Annotated in this window: 26 protein-coding genes; 19 read left to right on the plus strand and 7 right to left on the minus strand. The window is 34.0% G+C overall.

Going from position 1 to position 17,228, the window contains the following annotated elements; genetic code table 11:
* Positions 1 to 28 precede the first annotated feature (28 nt).
* Both HNQ94_RS04655 and HNQ94_RS04660 read left to right on the plus strand, forming a co-directional pair.
* A complete protein-coding gene (locus tag HNQ94_RS04655) occupies positions 29 to 589 on the plus strand; it encodes a hypothetical protein (protein ID WP_174494845.1) in 561 nt (186 codons plus the stop codon).
* 157 nt (positions 590 to 746) lie between these two features.
* Positions 747 to 1,322 carry a hypothetical protein gene (locus HNQ94_RS04660; protein ID WP_174494844.1) on the plus strand — a complete coding sequence of 192 codons (576 nt, stop codon included), beginning with the start codon at positions 747 to 749 and terminating at the stop codon, positions 1,320 to 1,322.
* A gap of 163 nt (positions 1,323 to 1,485) precedes the next feature.
* Here the strand turns inward: HNQ94_RS04660 and HNQ94_RS04665 are convergent, their stop codons facing one another.
* Positions 1,486 to 1,644, minus strand: coding sequence for a hypothetical protein (locus HNQ94_RS04665; protein ID WP_174494843.1), 159 nt, complete (start codon positions 1,642 to 1,644; stop codon positions 1,486 to 1,488).
* 484 nt (positions 1,645 to 2,128) lie between these two features.
* Here HNQ94_RS04665 and HNQ94_RS04670 point away from each other — a divergent pair, with 484 nt between their 5' ends.
* From HNQ94_RS04670 to HNQ94_RS04685, 4 genes are all read left to right on the plus strand, one after another.
* On the plus strand, positions 2,129 to 2,299 hold the full coding sequence (locus tag HNQ94_RS04670) for a hypothetical protein (protein ID WP_174494842.1): 171 nt from the start codon (positions 2,129 to 2,131) through the stop codon (positions 2,297 to 2,299).
* Positions 2,300 to 2,701: 402 nt separating this feature from the next.
* The gene (locus HNQ94_RS04675) at positions 2,702 to 3,172 is read left to right on the plus strand and encodes a hypothetical protein (RefSeq protein ID WP_174494840.1); all 471 of its coding nucleotides are present in this window, start codon (positions 2,702 to 2,704) and stop codon (positions 3,170 to 3,172) included.
* Between the two features lies 1 nt (position 3,173).
* A complete protein-coding gene (locus HNQ94_RS04680) occupies positions 3,174 to 3,770 on the plus strand; it encodes a DUF5044 domain-containing protein (protein ID WP_174494839.1) in 597 nt (198 codons plus the stop codon).
* 38 nt (positions 3,771 to 3,808) lie between these two features.
* Entirely contained in the window at positions 3,809 to 4,120 is a 312-nt protein-coding gene (locus HNQ94_RS04685) for a DUF3784 domain-containing protein (protein ID WP_174494838.1), read from the plus strand.
* A 138-nt stretch (positions 4,121 to 4,258) separates the two neighbouring features.
* Here HNQ94_RS04685 and HNQ94_RS04690 read toward each other — a convergent pair whose 3' ends face one another.
* On the minus strand, positions 4,259 to 4,648 hold the full coding sequence (locus HNQ94_RS04690; protein ID WP_174494837.1) for a VOC family protein: 390 nt from the start codon (positions 4,646 to 4,648) through the stop codon (positions 4,259 to 4,261).
* 172 nt (positions 4,649 to 4,820) lie between these two features.
* Here HNQ94_RS04690 and HNQ94_RS04695 point away from each other — a divergent pair, with 172 nt between their 5' ends.
* The 5 genes from HNQ94_RS04695 to HNQ94_RS04715 all read left to right on the plus strand — a co-directional run bounded on the left by HNQ94_RS04695 (position 4,821) and on the right by HNQ94_RS04715 (position 7,716).
* Positions 4,821 to 5,291, plus strand: coding sequence for a DinB family protein (locus HNQ94_RS04695; RefSeq protein ID WP_174494836.1), 471 nt, complete (start codon positions 4,821 to 4,823; stop codon positions 5,289 to 5,291).
* Between the two features lie 126 nt (positions 5,292 to 5,417).
* Positions 5,418 to 6,035, plus strand: coding sequence for a hypothetical protein (locus HNQ94_RS04700; RefSeq protein WP_174494835.1), 618 nt, complete (start codon positions 5,418 to 5,420; stop codon positions 6,033 to 6,035).
* A 418-nt stretch (positions 6,036 to 6,453) separates the two neighbouring features.
* Positions 6,454 to 6,891: a hypothetical protein gene (locus HNQ94_RS04705; RefSeq protein WP_174494834.1), complete on the plus strand. Its 438-nt coding sequence runs from the start codon at positions 6,454 to 6,456 to the stop codon at positions 6,889 to 6,891.
* An 81-nt stretch (positions 6,892 to 6,972) separates the two neighbouring features.
* Positions 6,973 to 7,290 carry a hypothetical protein gene (locus tag HNQ94_RS04710; RefSeq protein ID WP_174494833.1) on the plus strand — a complete coding sequence of 106 codons (318 nt, stop codon included), beginning with the start codon at positions 6,973 to 6,975 and terminating at the stop codon, positions 7,288 to 7,290.
* 120 nt (positions 7,291 to 7,410) lie between these two features.
* Complete coding sequence (locus HNQ94_RS04715; protein ID WP_174494832.1) at positions 7,411 to 7,716, plus strand: hypothetical protein; 306 nt, start codon at positions 7,411 to 7,413, stop codon at positions 7,714 to 7,716.
* Positions 7,717 to 7,823: 107 nt separating this feature from the next.
* On the opposite strand, the gene HNQ94_RS04720 is transcribed toward HNQ94_RS04715, so the two are convergent.
* Positions 7,824 to 8,048: a hypothetical protein gene (locus HNQ94_RS04720; protein ID WP_174494831.1), complete on the minus strand. Its 225-nt coding sequence runs from the start codon at positions 8,046 to 8,048 to the stop codon at positions 7,824 to 7,826.
* A 161-nt stretch (positions 8,049 to 8,209) separates the two neighbouring features.
* On the opposite strand from HNQ94_RS04720, the gene HNQ94_RS19465 reads away from it, so the two are divergent.
* Together HNQ94_RS19465 and HNQ94_RS04730 are read left to right on the plus strand one after the other, a co-directional pair.
* Positions 8,210 to 8,683, plus strand: coding sequence for an isochorismatase (locus HNQ94_RS19465; RefSeq protein WP_221452486.1), 474 nt, complete (start codon positions 8,210 to 8,212; stop codon positions 8,681 to 8,683).
* Positions 8,684 to 8,748: 65 nt separating this feature from the next.
* Positions 8,749 to 9,096, plus strand: coding sequence for a DUF4260 domain-containing protein (locus tag HNQ94_RS04730; RefSeq protein WP_174494830.1), 348 nt, complete (start codon positions 8,749 to 8,751; stop codon positions 9,094 to 9,096).
* A gap of 56 nt (positions 9,097 to 9,152) precedes the next feature.
* On the opposite strand, the gene HNQ94_RS04735 is transcribed toward HNQ94_RS04730, so the two are convergent.
* Both HNQ94_RS04735 and HNQ94_RS04740 read right to left on the minus strand, forming a co-directional pair.
* On the minus strand, positions 9,153 to 9,620 hold the full coding sequence (locus HNQ94_RS04735; protein ID WP_174494829.1) for a DinB family protein: 468 nt from the start codon (positions 9,618 to 9,620) through the stop codon (positions 9,153 to 9,155).
* A gap of 93 nt (positions 9,621 to 9,713) precedes the next feature.
* Positions 9,714 to 10,061: a winged helix-turn-helix transcriptional regulator gene (locus tag HNQ94_RS04740; RefSeq protein WP_174494828.1), complete on the minus strand. Its 348-nt coding sequence runs from the start codon at positions 10,059 to 10,061 to the stop codon at positions 9,714 to 9,716.
* A 132-nt stretch (positions 10,062 to 10,193) separates the two neighbouring features.
* Between HNQ94_RS04740 and HNQ94_RS04745 the strand changes: the two genes are divergently transcribed.
* The 4 genes from HNQ94_RS04745 (at position 10,194) to HNQ94_RS04760 (ending at position 14,299) form a co-directional block, all read left to right on the plus strand.
* Complete coding sequence (locus HNQ94_RS04745) at positions 10,194 to 11,252, plus strand: LLM class flavin-dependent oxidoreductase (RefSeq protein ID WP_174494827.1); 1,059 nt, start codon at positions 10,194 to 10,196, stop codon at positions 11,250 to 11,252.
* Between the two features lie 12 nt (positions 11,253 to 11,264).
* The gene (locus HNQ94_RS04750; RefSeq protein WP_174494826.1) at positions 11,265 to 11,831 is read left to right on the plus strand and encodes an NADPH-dependent FMN reductase; all 567 of its coding nucleotides are present in this window, start codon (positions 11,265 to 11,267) and stop codon (positions 11,829 to 11,831) included.
* A 157-nt stretch (positions 11,832 to 11,988) separates the two neighbouring features.
* Entirely contained in the window at positions 11,989 to 12,870 is an 882-nt protein-coding gene (locus tag HNQ94_RS04755; RefSeq protein WP_174494825.1) for a TetR/AcrR family transcriptional regulator, read from the plus strand.
* Between the two features lie 7 nt (positions 12,871 to 12,877).
* Complete coding sequence (locus tag HNQ94_RS04760) at positions 12,878 to 14,299, plus strand: MDR family MFS transporter (RefSeq protein WP_174494824.1); 1,422 nt, start codon at positions 12,878 to 12,880, stop codon at positions 14,297 to 14,299.
* A gap of 70 nt (positions 14,300 to 14,369) precedes the next feature.
* On the opposite strand, the gene HNQ94_RS04765 is transcribed toward HNQ94_RS04760, so the two are convergent.
* Complete coding sequence (locus tag HNQ94_RS04765; protein ID WP_260400904.1) at positions 14,370 to 14,576, minus strand: thioredoxin domain-containing protein; 207 nt, start codon at positions 14,574 to 14,576, stop codon at positions 14,370 to 14,372.
* 230 nt (positions 14,577 to 14,806) lie between these two features.
* On the opposite strand from HNQ94_RS04765, the gene HNQ94_RS04770 reads away from it, so the two are divergent.
* Positions 14,807 to 15,082 carry a DUF1292 domain-containing protein gene (locus HNQ94_RS04770; protein ID WP_174494822.1) on the plus strand — a complete coding sequence of 92 codons (276 nt, stop codon included), beginning with the start codon at positions 14,807 to 14,809 and terminating at the stop codon, positions 15,080 to 15,082.
* A gap of 69 nt (positions 15,083 to 15,151) precedes the next feature.
* Here HNQ94_RS04770 and HNQ94_RS04775 read toward each other — a convergent pair whose 3' ends face one another.
* Positions 15,152 to 15,742: a cell wall hydrolase gene (locus tag HNQ94_RS04775; RefSeq protein WP_174494821.1), complete on the minus strand. Its 591-nt coding sequence runs from the start codon at positions 15,740 to 15,742 to the stop codon at positions 15,152 to 15,154.
* A 334-nt stretch (positions 15,743 to 16,076) separates the two neighbouring features.
* Here HNQ94_RS04775 and HNQ94_RS04780 point away from each other — a divergent pair, with 334 nt between their 5' ends.
* Positions 16,077 to 17,207, plus strand: a complete 1,131-nt coding sequence (locus tag HNQ94_RS04780; RefSeq protein WP_174494820.1) for a DUF5667 domain-containing protein — start codon at positions 16,077 to 16,079, stop codon at positions 17,205 to 17,207.
* The last annotated feature ends 21 nt before the right edge of the window (positions 17,208 to 17,228 follow it).

Here is a 17,228-nt window from a genome sequence, read left to right on the forward strand (position 1 = left end):
GAAACAGGAAATTTAATTGGAGGTTAGTATGAAGAGACTGTTTAGTTATATCATTCTAATTTGTATATTTTTCATAGTTGGATGCAGTGATAGTAACCTAACAGATTATGATGACACTGATGTTGCAGCAATTGTTAGAGGTGAACAAATAACGGTTGGATATTTACGATTTTTATATCCTGATGACAGAATCCTTGACTATATTGATGGTACTGTAAAAGCAAAACTAGCAGAACAGGAAGTAAAGAGTCTAAATCTTGATGTGTCGAAAAAACTACAAGAAATCGAAGTTGCTAAAAGTGAAAGAGTAAGTAGTGTTTATCCTCCTGAGGAAGATGATACAGAAGTCGCAATTGAAATTCGTGAGTTTGCTGATGCTCAAGCTTCCAAACTTGGAATGGCCCCAGAAGAATATTATGAGAAATATTTCGAAAAAACACAGAAAATGGTTGTTTATGTCACAGCATATACCAAAGAATTATTAGGTGAGCCAAAGGATAATGGAGAAGACTATACCAAAAAAGCAAATAAGTTATTGAATAAATTAGTGGAAGAAAACAAAGATGAAATTCAGATACTGATCAAGTAAACTAAGGAACCTAAATCAACATAAGGCCTGTAAACACATTAAAAATGTTATCTTTTTCCTTTAGAAGTTCATAAAAATAATGGGAATTACATGACAACAAGGTATATAGAATAAACATGAAACGATATCTGTTTTTCATTCGTACATAGATAAAGGAGTGATTAACGTTAAAAAAATTATTATATTGCTATTAATTCCTAGTTTTTTAGTGGCTTGTAAAAATGACACGTTAGATACTAGTAAACTTGTAGTAGAGGAGCAAAAATTGACAGGTGATGCTCCTGAAGGTTTCGAATTCCCTTATATATCGTATATTGCCCCGTCTTTAGAGGCTGCTTTAGAAGCCATTCCATTTGAAGTTACTTTACCGAACAAACTCCCTTTTGATGCTAAACCTTTTAAACCTATGATACTTCGTGATTGGAGTAAGGATGGGAAACAAATTGAAATTGAGCTGTGGACTGTTTCTGACAGTGAAGAAGAGATAGGAAACAATACAGGAACGGGAAAGGGATTCATCATTAATGCCCGTAACTTTGAAATGAATGGACCTGTTCAGCAGGGAAAAGAAGCCGTCACTATAACCAAAAATATAAAAGGTATGTATGACAATTCTTCCGTTCCTTCACTATCCTTTGAAGTTGATGGTATATATTATTTGATATCATTTTCAATGGGTAAAATGGAAAACTCGAAAAAAGAACTCCTGAAAATAGCAAAACAAATGTTTTAATTTATGAGCTATTTTTTTCTTCCTCTATCGGAAAGAGTGCTAAAGTTTTTAATATTCACTTAAACAAATTTAAAAGAAAGGGTTTAAGTTTGAAAGATTAATTACCTTATTGTTCCATATAAGCGCCACTTTCTATTTGTTTACCACCTTAACTCATTACATCTTACATCACAGTAACACCATCTATTTGGCATTCCATTTCGTTCCGAAAATCGATCGAAGGCTGTGATCGTTTTCCCTTTCCTGATTCAAATAGTGGACCAATACTGTTACTTGAACCATCGTAAATACTTTCCGTAAACGTGATGGTTTGTCCCTCCATGCTAACTTTCTTCTCACCAACATCTCCAATTTCTTTTAAATTGGTGCTTAGAAGCAGATATAAAGGAAGAACTTAAAAATTATAGTATTTGATATTAATCAGAATTACAGAGTTTTATACCTTTTGATTTGGTCTGCATAGTAAATTAAGTTTTATAAAATACGTAACTTTTTCACCCCATAATGATCTTTATATAGAAATTAATTTAGGTCTAGTATGAGTAGAATTTACATAATATTTTTTTGTAATAATAATTATCCAAAATTGCACGAACAAATACTGGAAAATTTATGGTAAAGTAATAACGGAGGGAAAAATTGTCATTTTAAATTTTTCTCCAAAAGGTAAATATGCAATATAAATCCTCATTTTCATGGACCGATAAGTCATCTTTTACTGTAAGGAAAAGAGGGGGTATAAAATGATTGAAGTTATAGCCAGCATCCTCGCCACTCTCTCGATAGGAGCTGGAGGATATGCAATCATGCTAAAAGAACGTGTTACTGGATCTATGGCGATATATATAGGGTTATGTATCGGCTTTCTACCATGGGCAGACGAGGCCAAAAAAGCAATGAAAGATGATGTTTTGATGTCACTCGTACTCGTTATAGCTCTTAGTTTTTATCTCGTTCCATTGTGGAAGATAAAGTAATTTTCCATTTACATAGAGGTTGAACTGATAAACGTTTTAAATGAGTTAATCGGCTGGCAAGGAATGATTTACCCTATTATTGTAATCATGATGCCAGCTATTCTTTTATGGATTGGTTTGGAATCTAAGGTAATCATGAAGAGTAAAGGGGACTCAGTTTTCTTATGATTATATTTGTATTTGTCCTTATTCATATAATGACGGGATTGGTATTTCTTTATTTCCGTGGAAAATTACCGAAGCCTTTAACAACCTTTGGAATTATTGTTTTAGTAATGAATTTTCTCTATTTTGGTTCCTTATTTATATCTTTATCTTAATGTAACAAGATTAATATACAAAACGTAAAGGGAATTCATTAAAATAATGTGTTTTTACCATACTGGGTAGGAGTGAATTATAATGGGAAAAATAATACGCCGGACTCTTATAATTGTTTGTCTATTTATTCTTATTCCAGATATCATTTATATGGTCACGGAAGCATTCTCGCGGGACCTTCCAAGAGAAATTAGGGAAAAAATGAATTCAGGAGAAACTTTCATCATTGATGTAGATGAAGAGGTGAAGTTAGACCAGGACATTATAGAATTTGAACAAATCCTAATGTTAGAGGATGAAACGTTGTTACTGTTTGAAGTACATAATAATGAACCTGGTTGGTCTTTTCCCGCAACAGCGCTTTCCATAAAAGATGATAAAGGTAATAACTATACATACAGAAGTGGATCCAGCTCAGGGAAAAAGTGGGGTTCTATTCATTTTAGTAACTATGATGCACTACCGAATGATGTCCAAAATCTAGTGATAGATTTTAGTTGGTTTGATAGGTCATTTCGAATAGAAGTACCGGTAGACCAGGAGGACCGATAGAATGAATACACAAAAAATAAAGACACTGACGGAATGGGGAGCGGCTATCCTATTAATTGTTTGGATTTATTTTCAATCCCCTTATTTTAATTACTATCATCTTTCACCATTAGAAGCTCATCAACAGTCAGAACGTACTTTTTATTACGGACCTTCTGAAGTAGTGGAAGAAGTTGAAATTGGTGATGCCCGAATATACCTTGGTACATATAAAAATTGGTTCTCAGCAAATATGGTTCTAAAACATAAAGGGATTTTTTGGGCTCCTGGGAGTGGTGTAGGTGGGCATGAAATTAATAAAAGTAAAGATCTTTCTTACTCATGGTCAGGTTCAAGTATCGATAAAGATACAATGCTGATGAGATTTTATGGGATTGTAACAAATCCAGAAATTGTTGATGTGGAGCTAGATTTAGTGGAAGCTACTCTAAACAGTGACTCCTATCAAAAAGATCAAATAAACACGTTATCCTTCCATCTAAAAAATCATCGTATGTTTTTGTTTCACTGGAATATGCAAGAGAACAACTATCGACAAGTTGCTATTAGAGGTTTAGATGAAAATGGTGAAGTTGTATATGAAGAAGAGTGGCCATAAGATGTGTAGATAAACAGTTAGCATTTAGGAGGGGGAAAATGATAGGAACAATAATCGTCATTGTGTTATTTATTGTATTTGGTATTTTTCTATCTGTTGGTAAAGGTGCTTTCTTAATTGCAGGATATAACACGATGCCAAAAGAGGAAAAAGAAAAGTATGATACTGTTGCTCTTTGCAAGTTCATGGGTAAAATGATGTTTGTTTTATCTTTTTCCATGGTGTTCTGGGTCCTTAGTGATCTCCTAGAAAAAGTATGGCTGTTTGTACTAGGGATTGTATTATTCATCACCACGGTTATTTTTATTCTTTTTTACACGAATACAGGAAACCGATTCAGAAAAAAATAGATTGAAAAAATCATAATCATTCATATCATTCACATCTTGTCGAATGTAACCACCTAATTAGTACTTTTAATATATAAATACATGTAAAAACTGGTATTACATTTTGCCTAATACCAGTCATATATAGATAATTATTAGTTAATCTCCATACACTTTAGCTCCATGTACCATAATGATGTTTCCGTCCAAATCTTTCAAATGAAAAAGTCCTGTATTACCAAATAGTTGAATGTTATCCACCTCAACATTATTTTCTAGTAAAAACTGGTGAGCTAATTCTATGTTTGTAGTCTCAAATGTAAAAAGAGGATGTGAACTAGGATTTACCTCACCATTCCTAATCACATCATTAAAATTATCACAGTCCAGTGCAACCCTTGTTGGTCCTACTATATTCAAATTATATACCGGACCTCGTACTTTCCCTAAAGGTTGTCCTAATATCTTCGTGTAAAATACTGCTGAACGTTGCAAATTCTTTACTGGTATTAAAACTGTTCCTACTTGGTTTGAAATAGGGCTGCTCATCTGTACCTCCTTAATATTCCTTTATATATTTATTAAGAATATAAGTAAATATTGTTTTTTTGTAAATAAGTTATTTAAAATGGCTTATAAAAAAGAAACTAAGTTAACACCATTGTGAAAGAACGTATGTTCCATTATAATATTAGCTAGATTTAAAATTGGAGGATACGAGATGAACGCGATAGAAATGGCACGATTAAACTTAGAAGAGGTTAGAAGAAGAAGTATAAAGGTGTGGAAGGCTATACCTGAGGAATATCTAGGTTGGAAACCAGATAGTAAAGCATTGACGTGTATAGAAATGGTTCGCCATGTGTTAGATGGGGAACATTATTATCATCTAGCTTTAAAGAAAAAAGGTAGTTTAAGTCATTATCAATCACCATTTGATTCTTTACCTTTAATATCTGTAGAGAAAGAATTAGCTGTAGCGGCTCCACTTAGAAAAGAATTTTTAGAAACAGTAAGTTCGTTTAATGAAGACGTTTTATTCAACATAATGATAGACCGTTCAGATGTGGGGTATGTAAGAAGTTTAGGAGATATGTTGATGAGAATTGCGTATCATGAATCAGTACATACTGGACAATTACTAGATTACTTAAGAACAGCCAAAATTCCAAGACCCGATATTTGGGATTGATGTTATACATAACCTCAACTGGTCGCTTGCATAGGCGACCATTACTCTTATAGTAATGGATTAATTTGAATACTTTGGTAGAATAATAGAATAGAAATCTTACCATTATTTTTCGGAGGGGTTCATTTGAAAAAGAACAAACAAATTAAGTTGAATGTCCTTTTAGCAGCTGCATTTTTAATTTTTTTTACGTTGTGGATTTTATCTGAGAAGGATAAAAAACTGTATGAATCCTATCTTTCAAATGAATTAGTGAAAAAGATCGTTCTCATTTCAGACACGCCCTCCTACAACTTAAGTATTTTACAGAATGTTTTAAAGACAGGGACACTGGAGAAAGTTCAAGCAGAAGAGTTAGAAATGGGATTTCGTGTAATTGCGTTCGAGACCCAGGCCGTGACGGAAATAGGACGTAATGTAGAGAGATTAAAGGACTTTAAAAACGACCAGGTTGTGAGTATAAACGCAGATTATGCTTATTTTTTTATGCGATCAGATACTGATGAAGATGGAAAAAAGTTGACGGAGGAACAAATTAGCGAAATTAGAAAAATGGAGGAATTGATGATAGCGTATAGTAAAGTTGTAAATGATACATTGAAATACACGGGAGAAGCGGAAACGAAAGGGCATTCAGCAAAATTCAGTGAGTTTTATTTAGAGAAAGGAATTACGGATGATTACTGGGTTGATTTGCTAAAAGCATACGAACAGGTTACAACATTAAATCATCGTTTGCGTTAATGAATTTACTGAAATAACATTTTTGGAGAGTCTTATATATTTTTATAAAAAATAACTTTCTACCTAGTGAGAATTTGGTAAATAGTCAACACTGGAGGGAACAATTTGAAGTCGATTATTAATAAAAACAAGAAAATAATTTTAGTTTTTTTCTTGATATTTTTTTTCATTGCCGTTTTTCTTGATCTCAAATATGAGGGATTATTCTTTCAGCTTTTACCTGAATCCTTACAGTCTTATATAGCTAGTTTTTTATCAATAAGTTCTAGCTAAAAATCAACAAGGTAGAATACAAACACTACTCAAAAAGCATAAGAAATAGATGTAGATCATCCAAATCGGGTGATCCTTTTTTTTATACAAATACAATGGAATATTATGTTAATATTAAAGTGAAGGTGTATTGGAGGCAACGCGTATGACATTTGAGGAGTTAGTGAAAGAAAAAGGGTATAGTATTTCGTTTGAAAGTATTATAGAACCAAGAACAAATGATGTAAAACTGAGGATAATAGTAAATAAGAGTGAAAATCCAACTGATTTGCTTATTTTTCCTCATCCTGATAGTAAAGTACAAACTTTACAAATAGACTTTAAAAATTACGTTACCTATTCCGTAATTTATATGGTTTATACGGTTGAAAATAGTACGGAAATAGCTGATGGAGACGCCTTTCAAATTTATGGTAAATCTAATTACTATGACTTTATTCAACGTGAAACGGTCTTAAATACTTTTTTTCCAAACGATAAATTAATACATTACTCATTAGCCTGTATGGAACATAAGGTAGATATAATTTCAAAACATGAACCGATAATTACAGAAATTGATCCTAAAACTATTAAAAAATAAAGTAGTTATAACATACAAGACTTTTTAGTAATTAATTGATTTAGAGAAAAAAAGAAGCGTGTTAGAAAGGAAGGTGAAATATTGGCAGATTGGAAAATGTACACTATTACAACTGTTCAAGTATTAGCACTTTTAATTATTGGTTTATTCATAACTGATAATGTATTACGGGGAATTTATGAAGGTTTCGGTATAAAATTTGAAGGAAATGTATGGGTCAATTGGTTTGGAGTGTCTTATTTATTGTACTTTACTTATACAATAATACGGGGTCTTTTGATAAACAAAAAAAGCAACTATCTTAAAACACGAATGACATCTATTCTTTTCTGGTTACTATTTATTAGCTCAATCTATGCTGTTTTTGTTCCATTTGTTAAAGGTGAGAATCCATTCTAAATTATTTAAATAGTACAAGAAATAAATTATATAAATAATTTCTGAATTGATTCCTTTAATCTTACAATCAACTAAGTCTAAGATATAAAGTTTTGTTTTTTCAAAGAAAGGAGATGGAAGATGTTACTTATATTACTTTTTGTTGTGTTAGCTATTGGTCTTGTTAGTCAGATAAAAGAAATAAAAATAATCCGGGATAATCGGCCGTTTTATCAACATTACAAAAGACTAATTTTTGGTAACTATTTATGTACTATTTCCTATACAGGACTTCTATTTTCTTTTGGCTTAAACATATTGGTTTACTATCAGTTTCTTCATGAAAGTGGCATGGCAAACCTTTTTATCAATTTTGGATTTTTTATTTTTTTTGCCATACTCATTACATCCAAGATCTGGGTTATCCCTAAAGAAATTACTATTTAAAGTCTGAAAATAGGTTTTGGTATGACAAGGCCCTAATCAAAAAAAATACAAAATGAAAGAACGCTTGGGTCATTTCCTAACAAGTCCAAGCGCTTCTCAGTAGTTTCCTACAAATTTTCTGTATTAATTCTTGGAAGCTCTGATTCAAGAGCAGCTGTTGCACGTGCATTTTCATTGTGGCGATCGGTATTGGGATCTTTATCTAGATTATTGTCGTTTTCTATGTCTTCAGAAATGTTAAAGCCAGCCATCTCTGGGTTCGGCGGTAAGCCTTCTTCTTGCTTCATGTAGGATGATTGGTTTTTCATGTTTTTTTCTTCCTTGTCAGCCATCTTTTCACCTCCTACCGATAATATGTCCAACTTAGCTTTATTAATTTATTTTGGGGTAAGTTTTAAGTTGAGCGTGGATGAAATAGGTGATGTAACTTTTCTATAAAAACAATCGTCAAAAATTTATATATATATGATTTCAATTTAAAGGGGGAACTTAGATGATTACATTACAAGAAAAATATAAAAAGCGTCCGATTCGTTTTCTTGAACTTTGGGAAAAGGAAGGCTGGACCATGAAGTTGTATGGCATTTCGTATAAGAGTGAATATCCAAGGAAAGAGTTGATTTCTAAAGCAAAAGAACTTGCGTCAAAGACACTTCCTTCGCCTGCAGTTACTGACAATAGATATGGAGTAGGGTTTATAGGAATACATGATGGTTTAGGGGCTAGTTTTATTTTTATAGATTGGTGGTCGGATGAAAATGAACTTAACCATCACGTGTATGTTGCATCACATGAACATCCGGATGAATACGAATATTTTACCCCAAAGGGATTAATTGCCTGTTGTTGGGATTTAAAGGTTCTCAGCTTTGAAAGAGATAGCTGGGTTAAAACGGTGTTAGATCATCCAAGTGGTATTCCAAACGTAAAGGAATATTTAGAGCTGCAACTAAATGAAAATGTATAGTGTTGAACTAGTGTTTGCTGTTCTTCACGATGCTTTTAGGAAATATCCATAATGGGGGTATATTAGTGAATCGTTTATTTTTACATTTGGAAGGGGCGTTTTTCTTCCTTTTAAGTATTGTTTGGTATGCTTCTTATGACTTTAGCTGGTTAGTCTTTTTTATTTTGTTATTTGTTCCAGATATTTCGATGATAGGTTATGCCATTAATCAGAAAACTGGTGCCTTACTTTATAACGTCTTTCATACATATACCATACCTATAATCATAATCTTGCTATGGTTCCTTTTCTCCAATGATGTTCTCTTAACTGTAAGCTTAATTTGGCTTTCTCATATTGGGATGGATAGAATGCTAGGTTACGGATTAAAATACCCAACACATTTTAAAGACACACATCTAAATCGCGTTTAGGTTGCGGAATAAATATATAAAGGACAAAGATAGCTCAATCTTTGTCCTTTTGTACGTTAATTATTTAAACACTTCTTTAAATCAAGTATGGCTTGCAAATGCATACCCTCATGGAAAATGGTTCGAACTAACACTTGTTCAATGGTAGCCATTCCCATTTCTGTTGGCGGAAATTCTTCTTCTAATCGGTGACCATACTGCTCTTTAATTTGTTCAGGTTGTTTAGCTAATAATGTTTTCAACACTTCTATGGATGGTGTTTCTGAAGTGAAATCAGTAGGAGATGTCCCGTACCCAAACCAAGAACGAAAAGAATCTGGTACATTTCCACTCTTTTCCTTCGTGACAGCTTGAATCCAATCATATTGATCTAAATAAATATGACCTAAATTCCATCGAATATTGTTGTTAAATCCAGGTGGAATAACCTCGGCTTCTGCTTCTGATACACCTTCTAGAACACCTAACATATAGCTTCGATAACTTTCTAATTGATTAAATAAAACTTGATGGCGTTGTTTCATGTTTCTTTCTCCTTTTCCATTACTAAAAAAAGGTATTCTACATCTGTTTTAGAACTCCTGCTTAGAATCAGATTCTTTGAAACATGTTATATTTTACAATAATTTACTTTTTTGTTTCTGTTGTTTATGAAGGGTATGTTTCATTCCCCATTCATGCATTGCTTCCAAAATAGGCTCCAAGCTGCGACCGTATTCCGTGATCGAATATTCAACTTTTGGAGGGACTTGTGGATACACAACTCGTTCGACAATGTCTTCATCTTCTAATTCACGCAATTGTTTCGTCAACATTTTTTGTGTAATTCCGGGTAAACTACGTTTTAGTTCACTAAACCGTTTTGTACCTTCTTGTAGCAGATGCAATAAAATAATTGGCTTCCACTTTCCGACTAAAATACTTAGAGCGTCCTCAACCCGGCAATGTTCCGGTGTTTTTCCCATCATTTATCCCTCCATAGTATCCTTTTGTATACTATACCACTTCTAAGTGTGTACTTATCATTATTATCATTATAACCTATAATGACTTAGGATGAATTGTAAAATGAAAAAGGCATGAAAGGCGTGAAACACATGGAAAAATACCGAATTGATAAAAACAAGGGACTTGAGTTTGGGATCTATACATTAGGGGACCATTTACCAAATCCGTTAACTGGTGAGAGGATATCTGCGGAAGAACGAATTCATGAAATTATCGAATATGCAAAGCTGGCAGAACAAGCTGGTATTGATTTCTTTAGTGTAGGAGAAAGTCATCAAGATTATTTTGCCACTCAGGCACATTCAGTCGTACTATCAGCTATTGCTCAAGCTACTGAAAAAATTAAAATCGCAAGTTCTTCTACGATTATTAGTACATCAGATCCGGTTCGAGTGTATGAGGATTTTGCGACGATTGATTTGATTTCCAAAGGACGTACTGAAATCGTTGCTGGCCGTGCATCTAGAATTGGACTATTTGATTTACTAGGCTACGATGTACGGAATTATGAAGAGTTATTCGAGGAAAAGTTTGATTTGTTGTTAAAACTAAACGAAGAAGAAATAGTTAATTGGAGCGGAGAATTCCGTAAACCATTACGAAATGCAAAAGTACTGCCTCGTCCACAAAGTGGCTCCATGCCGATATGGCGTGCAGTAGGTGGGTCACCTGGAAGTGCGATCAAAGCAGGTTATGCAGGAGTTCCGATGTTTATGGCTCATTTAGGGGGACCAGCATCTGTATTCAAGCGTACTGTTGATTCTTATCGTGAAGCCGCAAGAAGCAAAGGCTTCGACCCAGCAGAACTACCTATTGCAACAGCTGGCTTTTTCTATGCAGCTGAAACATCTCAGCAGGCCCTTAAGGATCTATATCCTCACATTAATGAAGGAATGAAGAGAACAAATGGCCAAGGTTTTCCGAAACAGCACTTTGCTCAAGGGGTAGACAAGCATAATATTATGAATATCGGTAGCCCGCAGCAAATTATTGAGAAGATTCTTTACCAGCATGAAACATTTGGTCATCAACGTTATATTGCCCAAATTGATTTTGGTGGAATGCCGTTTGATAATATTAAGCGAAATGTTGAACTTATTGGGACGGAAATTTTACCAGCTATTAAAAAATATACTGCAAAAAACTAGGAGGGATCAGACATGAAGATTGTTGGAATAGCCGGCTCCATCGTTGGATCCAAAACGAAAACAGCAATGGAGTATACTGTCAAAGCAATGAATGAAAAGTACCCTAATGTTGATGTGACATTAATTGACTTAGCCGAGTATAACGTACAGTTTAGTGATGGACGAAATTATTTGGAATATGAAGGTGATACAGGTTACATTACTAAAACCATTATGGAAGCTGACGCAGTAATTATGGGGACACCAGTATTCCAAGCGTCTATACCAGCAACACTAAAGAACATTTTCGATCTTCTTCCTCAAAATGCTTTTCGGGATAAAGTTGTCAGTTTGCTCGTAACAGCTGGTTCCGCCAAGCATTACTTAATTCCAGAGCAGCAAATAAAACCAATTTTAGCTTACATGAAAGCACAAATCGTTCAAACGTATGTTTTTATAGAGGAAAAGGATTTCAACCGAAAAGAAATTACGAATGAGGATGTCAAATTTCGAATCGAACGCTTAGTTGAGGATACCGTAGTATTAACGGAGACTTACAAGAAAATTCAAGAGGAAAAAGATGCGGAATACGATTTTTAATCGTTACAAAAGTATATGGAGGTGTCAAAGGATAGACTTTGACACCTCTTTTTCATGCATGTCAATTAGTTGACTTTATTTTACATACCCCTTACCATACAATTTGTGACTAATTGGTTACCTTTTATGACCGATGGGTTTATGAAGGAGGTGTTGTATGAGTAAAAGAAAAGAATTAATGACTCAATCTATTCAGTTGTTTTCAAAAAAAGGATTTCATCAAACCTCCGTACAGGAAATTGCCCAACGTGTTGAAATTTCAAAAGGAGCTTTCTATAAGCATTTTGAATCGAAAGAAATGCTATTTATTGAAATTTTAAAACAATATTATGAAGAAATGATGGAGCAAGCACATTCCTTTAGTCATGCAGGTAATTTAACAAGAAAGGAAATTTTCGTTGAAAAACTAAAAATAGAACTAGAACAGTGGATAGCTAATCGGGACTTCTTTACAGTTCTCTTTAAAGATTTTCCGCCAAATGAAAATCAACAAGTTTTTCACACTATGAGGAAGTTGAAATCTTCCATGGCAGGCATACATAGGGATACATTACTGGAGACATATGGAACAAAAATCCAACCTTTTATTTCAGACCTTGTGATTATGATGGAAGGAATGTTAAAGGAATACATGATAACCATCATCGTGAGACAGAGGATCGATATAGCTGTTGACAAATTAGCGAATCTCATTGTCTCTAGTATGGATGGAATCGTTCAAGCTCTTCCTAAAATGGAGCCCGTGGTGACAGATCATATTCCCGCCTTTTCCCTTGCTAATTTAGAAGAAGAGCTACAGAAGAGGTTGCGTTTATTAACAGATAAAATTAGTAATTTGTCTTTACAAGTGTTGGAACAAGAAAAGCTAATGAATGCTGTTCATTTACTTAAAGAAGAATTCTTGAAGAAAAATCCAAAGCAATTTTTAGTTGAGGCAATGCTCACTTATATAAAAGAAGAGAAATTAGTAAAAGAAGATGTCATTTTGATTGAACGTATACATGAAAAAATCCTTTCACAACCGAAAGAAAGAAGGTAAATGTTTTATGGTTGATAATCAAGAGCCAGAACAATCGGGATCAGCCCCTTATAACAAATGGGCAATCATGATTGTTTTAATTTCAGGTGCTTTTGTAGCTATTTTAAACCAGACACTTTTAGCTACAGCTTTACCCCATATAATGGAGGATTTAAATTTACAATATAATGTTGCGCAGTGGGTCCAATCCATTTTTATGCTCGTTAATGGGATTATGATTCCCATTACAGCTTTTTTAATTGGCCGTTTTTCTACAAGGGGATTATTCCTTACCGCCTTAGGTCTTTTTGGATTTGGTACGATAATTTGTGCTTTATCTTTACATTTTCCTATGTTAATGATTGGGAGAATATTTCAAGCCAGTGGTGCAGGTATTATTATGCCACTCATGCAGACTATTCTATTTTTGATATTTCCTAAGGAAGAACGCGGTACAGCAATGGGTATGTTTGGTTTAGTTATTGCCTTTGCTCCTGCTATTGGTCCAACTTTATCAGGTTATATGGTAGATCATTTCCCGTGGAGAAGTTTATTTTATATTATTTTACCAATTATAATCATTGATATGATTGTAGCTTACTTTATCTTGAAAAATGTTACAAAACAAACCTTTCCAAAGCTTGATATCTTATCGATTATCTTATCAACGTTAGGTTTTGGCGGCTTGTTATATGGCTTTAGTATGGCAGGTGGACAGCAAGGATGGTCGAATACACAAGTTATTGTAGCAATGGTAATTGGTACAATTACGTTAACTTGGTTTATATTTAGACAGATGAAGCTAGAGCAACCTATTCTTGAATTCAAAGTATTTAAATATAAAGTTTTCACCTTAACGACCATTCTTGGCATGATTGTCTTTCTCGCCATGATTGGTTCCATGGTAATATTGCCATTATTAATGCAGGATATGTTAGGTTTCACAGCTTTTCAATCTGGTTTAGCGTTACTACCGGGAGCTGTTACAATGGGATTAATGAACCCAATAACCGGGAGATTGTTTGACAAATTTGGTGCGAGATGGCTGTCTATTATTGGGCTATCCATTTTAGTCGTATCCACATTTATGTTTACCATTTTAACGACGGAGACTACATTTACTTATATTGCAGTATTAAATGCGGTTAGAATGTTAGGAATTGCGTTTGTCATGATGCCAGTAACTACAGCTGGATTAAATGAACTGCCGTTGAGCATTATTCCTCATGGAACAGCTATGAATAATACGATGCGTCAAATAGCAGGTGCTGTCGGAACAGCCTTAATGGTTACCGTTATGTCAAATAGCGCCATTCCCTCTGAGGGAATTCAGGGTCTCATTCATGGCGTAAATGTATCCTTTATCTTTGCTGGAATCTTTTCTATATTTGCACTAGCTTTGTCTTTCTTTATAAAAAATGAGGGATCCAATGAAGGAGAGGCAAGTTGAAAATTTGAAAGTCTAACCAAAATAAAAAACCAGGGTTTTCCTTTCCTTTTAAGAAAACCCTGTTTTTTTCCTATTGATTTGCAAAAATTTTTATTTCTTCTTCCTTAGCTAATCCTACGAGTCGATCTATTTCTTTTCCGTTTTTTAGTAATACTAACGTTGGCAAGCCTTGGACTTCAAATTTCTGTGCCATTTCTTCTTGTATTTTAACATCAACATTATAAAAATCAACTTGGCTGCTTAATTCCTCAGACACAGCTTGAACAACTGGAGCCAGTTGTTGACAGGCTGTTCATAAATCTGCTTTAAACTTTAATACGACTGTCTTGTCTTTCACTAAACGATCAAATTCTTCCGCAACTAAATTCTTCAATACAAAACACCCTCCATCGTCAAAGTTCCTTTATATTATAGGAAAGATTGTTATACATAATACAATAAATCTAAGAGACAATAAAGTTACAGAATACAAACAATAACTACATTTCTAAAAGAGGAGGATTTAAAATGAATATTATTGAAGCTGGAGAAATTTTTACAATTAGTGATAAAGGGGAAGAAGAGCAACAGGTTGAAGTACTAGCAAAGATGACGGTAGAAGGAATAGACTATGTAGCGGTTAGCTTTTTGGATGATATAGAAGATGATACAGATGATGACATGGATATCTTTTTTCTGAAAGTTGACGAGGATGGAGATATAGCACCGATTGCAACGGACCAGGAATTTCAAAAGGTCTCTGCTGCTTTTGACGAGGTGATGGAAGCAGAAGAAATGGAATAATATCATGGTTCACTTTTCAATAATCTTATAAAAAAATAGCCATGTCCCTTTAGGGAACATGGCTTATCATTATTTTGCAAACACGTGGTTCCCAATTCTAGTCGTCACTTCACGTGTTTTAATCCAATCACTTTTGGCTGTATTTGGATTATAGAAATAAATAGATCCACTACCTAATCCTCTAAAAGCAAGTGCTTCGTTAACTGCTTTACGAGCTTCTGCGTCAGCAGCTTGGTTAATTGCCCCATTTTTTACAGGGGAGAATGCATAATGTCCGTTTACATTTTCATAGATTACTCCTTTGACAGAGTTCGGAAATTCCTTATGGTCTACACGGTTTAAAATAACAGTCGCAACTGCAACCTTACCAGCGTAAGATTCACCTTTTGCTTCAGCATGAACTAAACGTGCCATTAATTCTTTTTCCTCATTTGATATAGAGGAGGGAATAGCCAATACTTGGTTAGGGTAAATAACACTACCAGAAAAATTATTTACTTGTTGCAAGCTTAATAGAGAAATACCAAAGTTATTTGAAATCTTCCATAATGAATCTCCAGGTTTAACTTTATATGTGGAAGCAGCATCAGTTATTGTTGGGATGGCTGAAATACCAATAGATAATGCAGCTGCTAAAAGAATAGTTTTGAATTTTTTCATTGTCTTTTCCTCCTCTGTTTTGTTTTCTTGCAATCTCTCTAGTAAAAATGGTATCAGTTGTAACATATCTATTCATTGGGAAATTTAACCTTTTTCTACTTTTATCTCACTATCCCATACGTCAGAAGAACTAGAAATGGTAATGGGAAATTATGTATTCCATTAAAATATGGAAAGGTTTAGATAGACTGGTAGAGTAAGGAGGTAAAATAACAAATGTTGCAGTACTGTAACAAAGTAAATCTTTTAAATTAAAACCAAAACAACCGACATAATATAGATTTTATTGACGAAATATGTAGCAACGAAGAAAAAAAGAGGAGGCAATAACGATATGAAAAATAAAAAATTTATCCCATTTTTAGCAAGTACCGTATTAACATCTACGCTTGTATTCACATCAGGCCCGGTATCTGTTTTTGCAAACGAGGATCAATCTGAAACGGTTGAGTTAAATATGGGAGAATTATCGACAGAACAAGAAGAAAATATAGTGACACTTGAAGGTACCTCTGAATCAACAGTGGAAGAAGAAGCGGAAGAAGTTACTGATGATACAATTGAAGAAGTGGAGTTAGATAACGAAGAAGACCCTTCTTTAATACCAGGTGACTTTTTCTATTTTGTAAAAATGATTTCTGAGAACATTCGTCTTGCAATAACAATTGATGATTATAAAGAAGCGCAATTATTAGCAAACTTTGCTGCTGAACGTATTGCAGAAGCAAATGCTTTATTAAAAGCTGGAGAAACAGAAAAAGCAGAAGAGTTATTGAATGATGCAATTGCATTACAAGAAAAAGCTGGAGAACAATTACCAGAACAAGAAGCAGATACATCTGAAGAAGGAACAGAAGGTGAGCCTGCAGAAAATCCTATCGAAGAAACTACGGAAGATTTAGAGGTTGTAGTAGAAGAAATAACAGAAGAGGATGTCGTTGAAGGAAAACTGTTGCACAATGTTGATACGCTTTTAATCGTATTGCAAAAAATAGAAAATCCAACAGCTCAACAAGCAATCATGAAGAATATTCAAAAGTCATTTGAAAAATTAGATAAAAAACTTACAAAACTAGAAGAAAGGAATGCTAAATTTGCTGAAAAAACAGCAAAGGTAGAAGCCAAATTAGCTAGTGGCCAAATTTCAGATGAAGAGGCAGAACTTGAACTAACAACATTAGAAACAGAGCTTCAAAATGAAACAGACAAAATGGAAGCAGAAGAAGAAAGAGACGTTGAAGAAATAAATAATGAAGTAGTAAAAGAAACTTCAAAAGCACTAAAAGAAGAAGAGAAGAAAGAAAAAGAAGCTTTAAAGAAAGAACAAGAGAAAGAACGTGAAGCTGCTAAAAAGGCTGCAGAAAAAGAACGTGAAGAAGCGAAAAAAGCTGCAGAAAAAGAGCGCGAAGAAGCAAAGAAAGCAGCTGAAAAGCAACGTGAGGATGAAAAGCAAGATAACGAATAAACATGTCCAATTACCCGACAC

Origin of the sequence: Salirhabdus euzebyi (assembly GCF_014207435.1) — a bacterium.
GTDB lineage: Bacteria > Bacillota > Bacilli > Bacillales > Alkalibacillaceae > Salirhabdus > Salirhabdus euzebyi.

Bases quoted from the DNA above. Each gene is read 5' to 3' on its own strand.
- HNQ94_RS04655 (WP_174494845.1), top strand. From the start codon at position 29: ATGAAGAGACTGTTTAGTTATATCATTCTAATTTGTATATTTTTCATA.
- HNQ94_RS04665 (WP_174494843.1), bottom strand. From the start codon at position 1,644: ATGGAGGGACAAACCATCACGTTTACGGAAAGTATTTACGATGGTTCA.
- HNQ94_RS04670 (WP_174494842.1), top strand. From the start codon at position 2,129: ATGCTAAAAGAACGTGTTACTGGATCTATGGCGATATATATAGGGTTA.
- HNQ94_RS04675 (WP_174494840.1), top strand. From the start codon at position 2,702: ATGGGAAAAATAATACGCCGGACTCTTATAATTGTTTGTCTATTTATT.
- HNQ94_RS04680 (WP_174494839.1), top strand. From the start codon at position 3,174: ATGAATACACAAAAAATAAAGACACTGACGGAATGGGGAGCGGCTATC.
- HNQ94_RS04685 (WP_174494838.1), top strand. From the start codon at position 3,809: ATGATAGGAACAATAATCGTCATTGTGTTATTTATTGTATTTGGTATT.
- HNQ94_RS04690 (WP_174494837.1), bottom strand. From the start codon at position 4,648: ATGAGCAGCCCTATTTCAAACCAAGTAGGAACAGTTTTAATACCAGTA.
- HNQ94_RS04695 (WP_174494836.1), top strand. From the start codon at position 4,821: ATGAACGCGATAGAAATGGCACGATTAAACTTAGAAGAGGTTAGAAGA.
- HNQ94_RS04705 (WP_174494834.1), top strand. From the start codon at position 6,454: ATGACATTTGAGGAGTTAGTGAAAGAAAAAGGGTATAGTATTTCGTTT.
- HNQ94_RS04715 (WP_174494832.1), top strand. From the start codon at position 7,411: ATGTTACTTATATTACTTTTTGTTGTGTTAGCTATTGGTCTTGTTAGT.
- HNQ94_RS04720 (WP_174494831.1), bottom strand. From the start codon at position 8,048: ATGGCTGACAAGGAAGAAAAAAACATGAAAAACCAATCATCCTACATG.
- HNQ94_RS19465 (WP_221452486.1), top strand. From the start codon at position 8,210: ATGATTACATTACAAGAAAAATATAAAAAGCGTCCGATTCGTTTTCTT.
- HNQ94_RS04735 (WP_174494829.1), bottom strand. From the start codon at position 9,620: ATGAAACAACGCCATCAAGTTTTATTTAATCAATTAGAAAGTTATCGA.
- HNQ94_RS04740 (WP_174494828.1), bottom strand. From the start codon at position 10,061: ATGGGAAAAACACCGGAACATTGCCGGGTTGAGGACGCTCTAAGTATT.
- HNQ94_RS04745 (WP_174494827.1), top strand. From the start codon at position 10,194: ATGGAAAAATACCGAATTGATAAAAACAAGGGACTTGAGTTTGGGATC.
- HNQ94_RS04750 (WP_174494826.1), top strand. From the start codon at position 11,265: ATGAAGATTGTTGGAATAGCCGGCTCCATCGTTGGATCCAAAACGAAA.
- HNQ94_RS04755 (WP_174494825.1), top strand. From the start codon at position 11,989: ATGAGTAAAAGAAAAGAATTAATGACTCAATCTATTCAGTTGTTTTCA.
- HNQ94_RS04760 (WP_174494824.1), top strand. From the start codon at position 12,878: ATGGTTGATAATCAAGAGCCAGAACAATCGGGATCAGCCCCTTATAAC.
- HNQ94_RS04770 (WP_174494822.1), top strand. From the start codon at position 14,807: ATGAATATTATTGAAGCTGGAGAAATTTTTACAATTAGTGATAAAGGG.
- HNQ94_RS04775 (WP_174494821.1), bottom strand. From the start codon at position 15,742: ATGAAAAAATTCAAAACTATTCTTTTAGCAGCTGCATTATCTATTGGT.
- HNQ94_RS04780 (WP_174494820.1), top strand. From the start codon at position 16,077: ATGAAAAATAAAAAATTTATCCCATTTTTAGCAAGTACCGTATTAACA.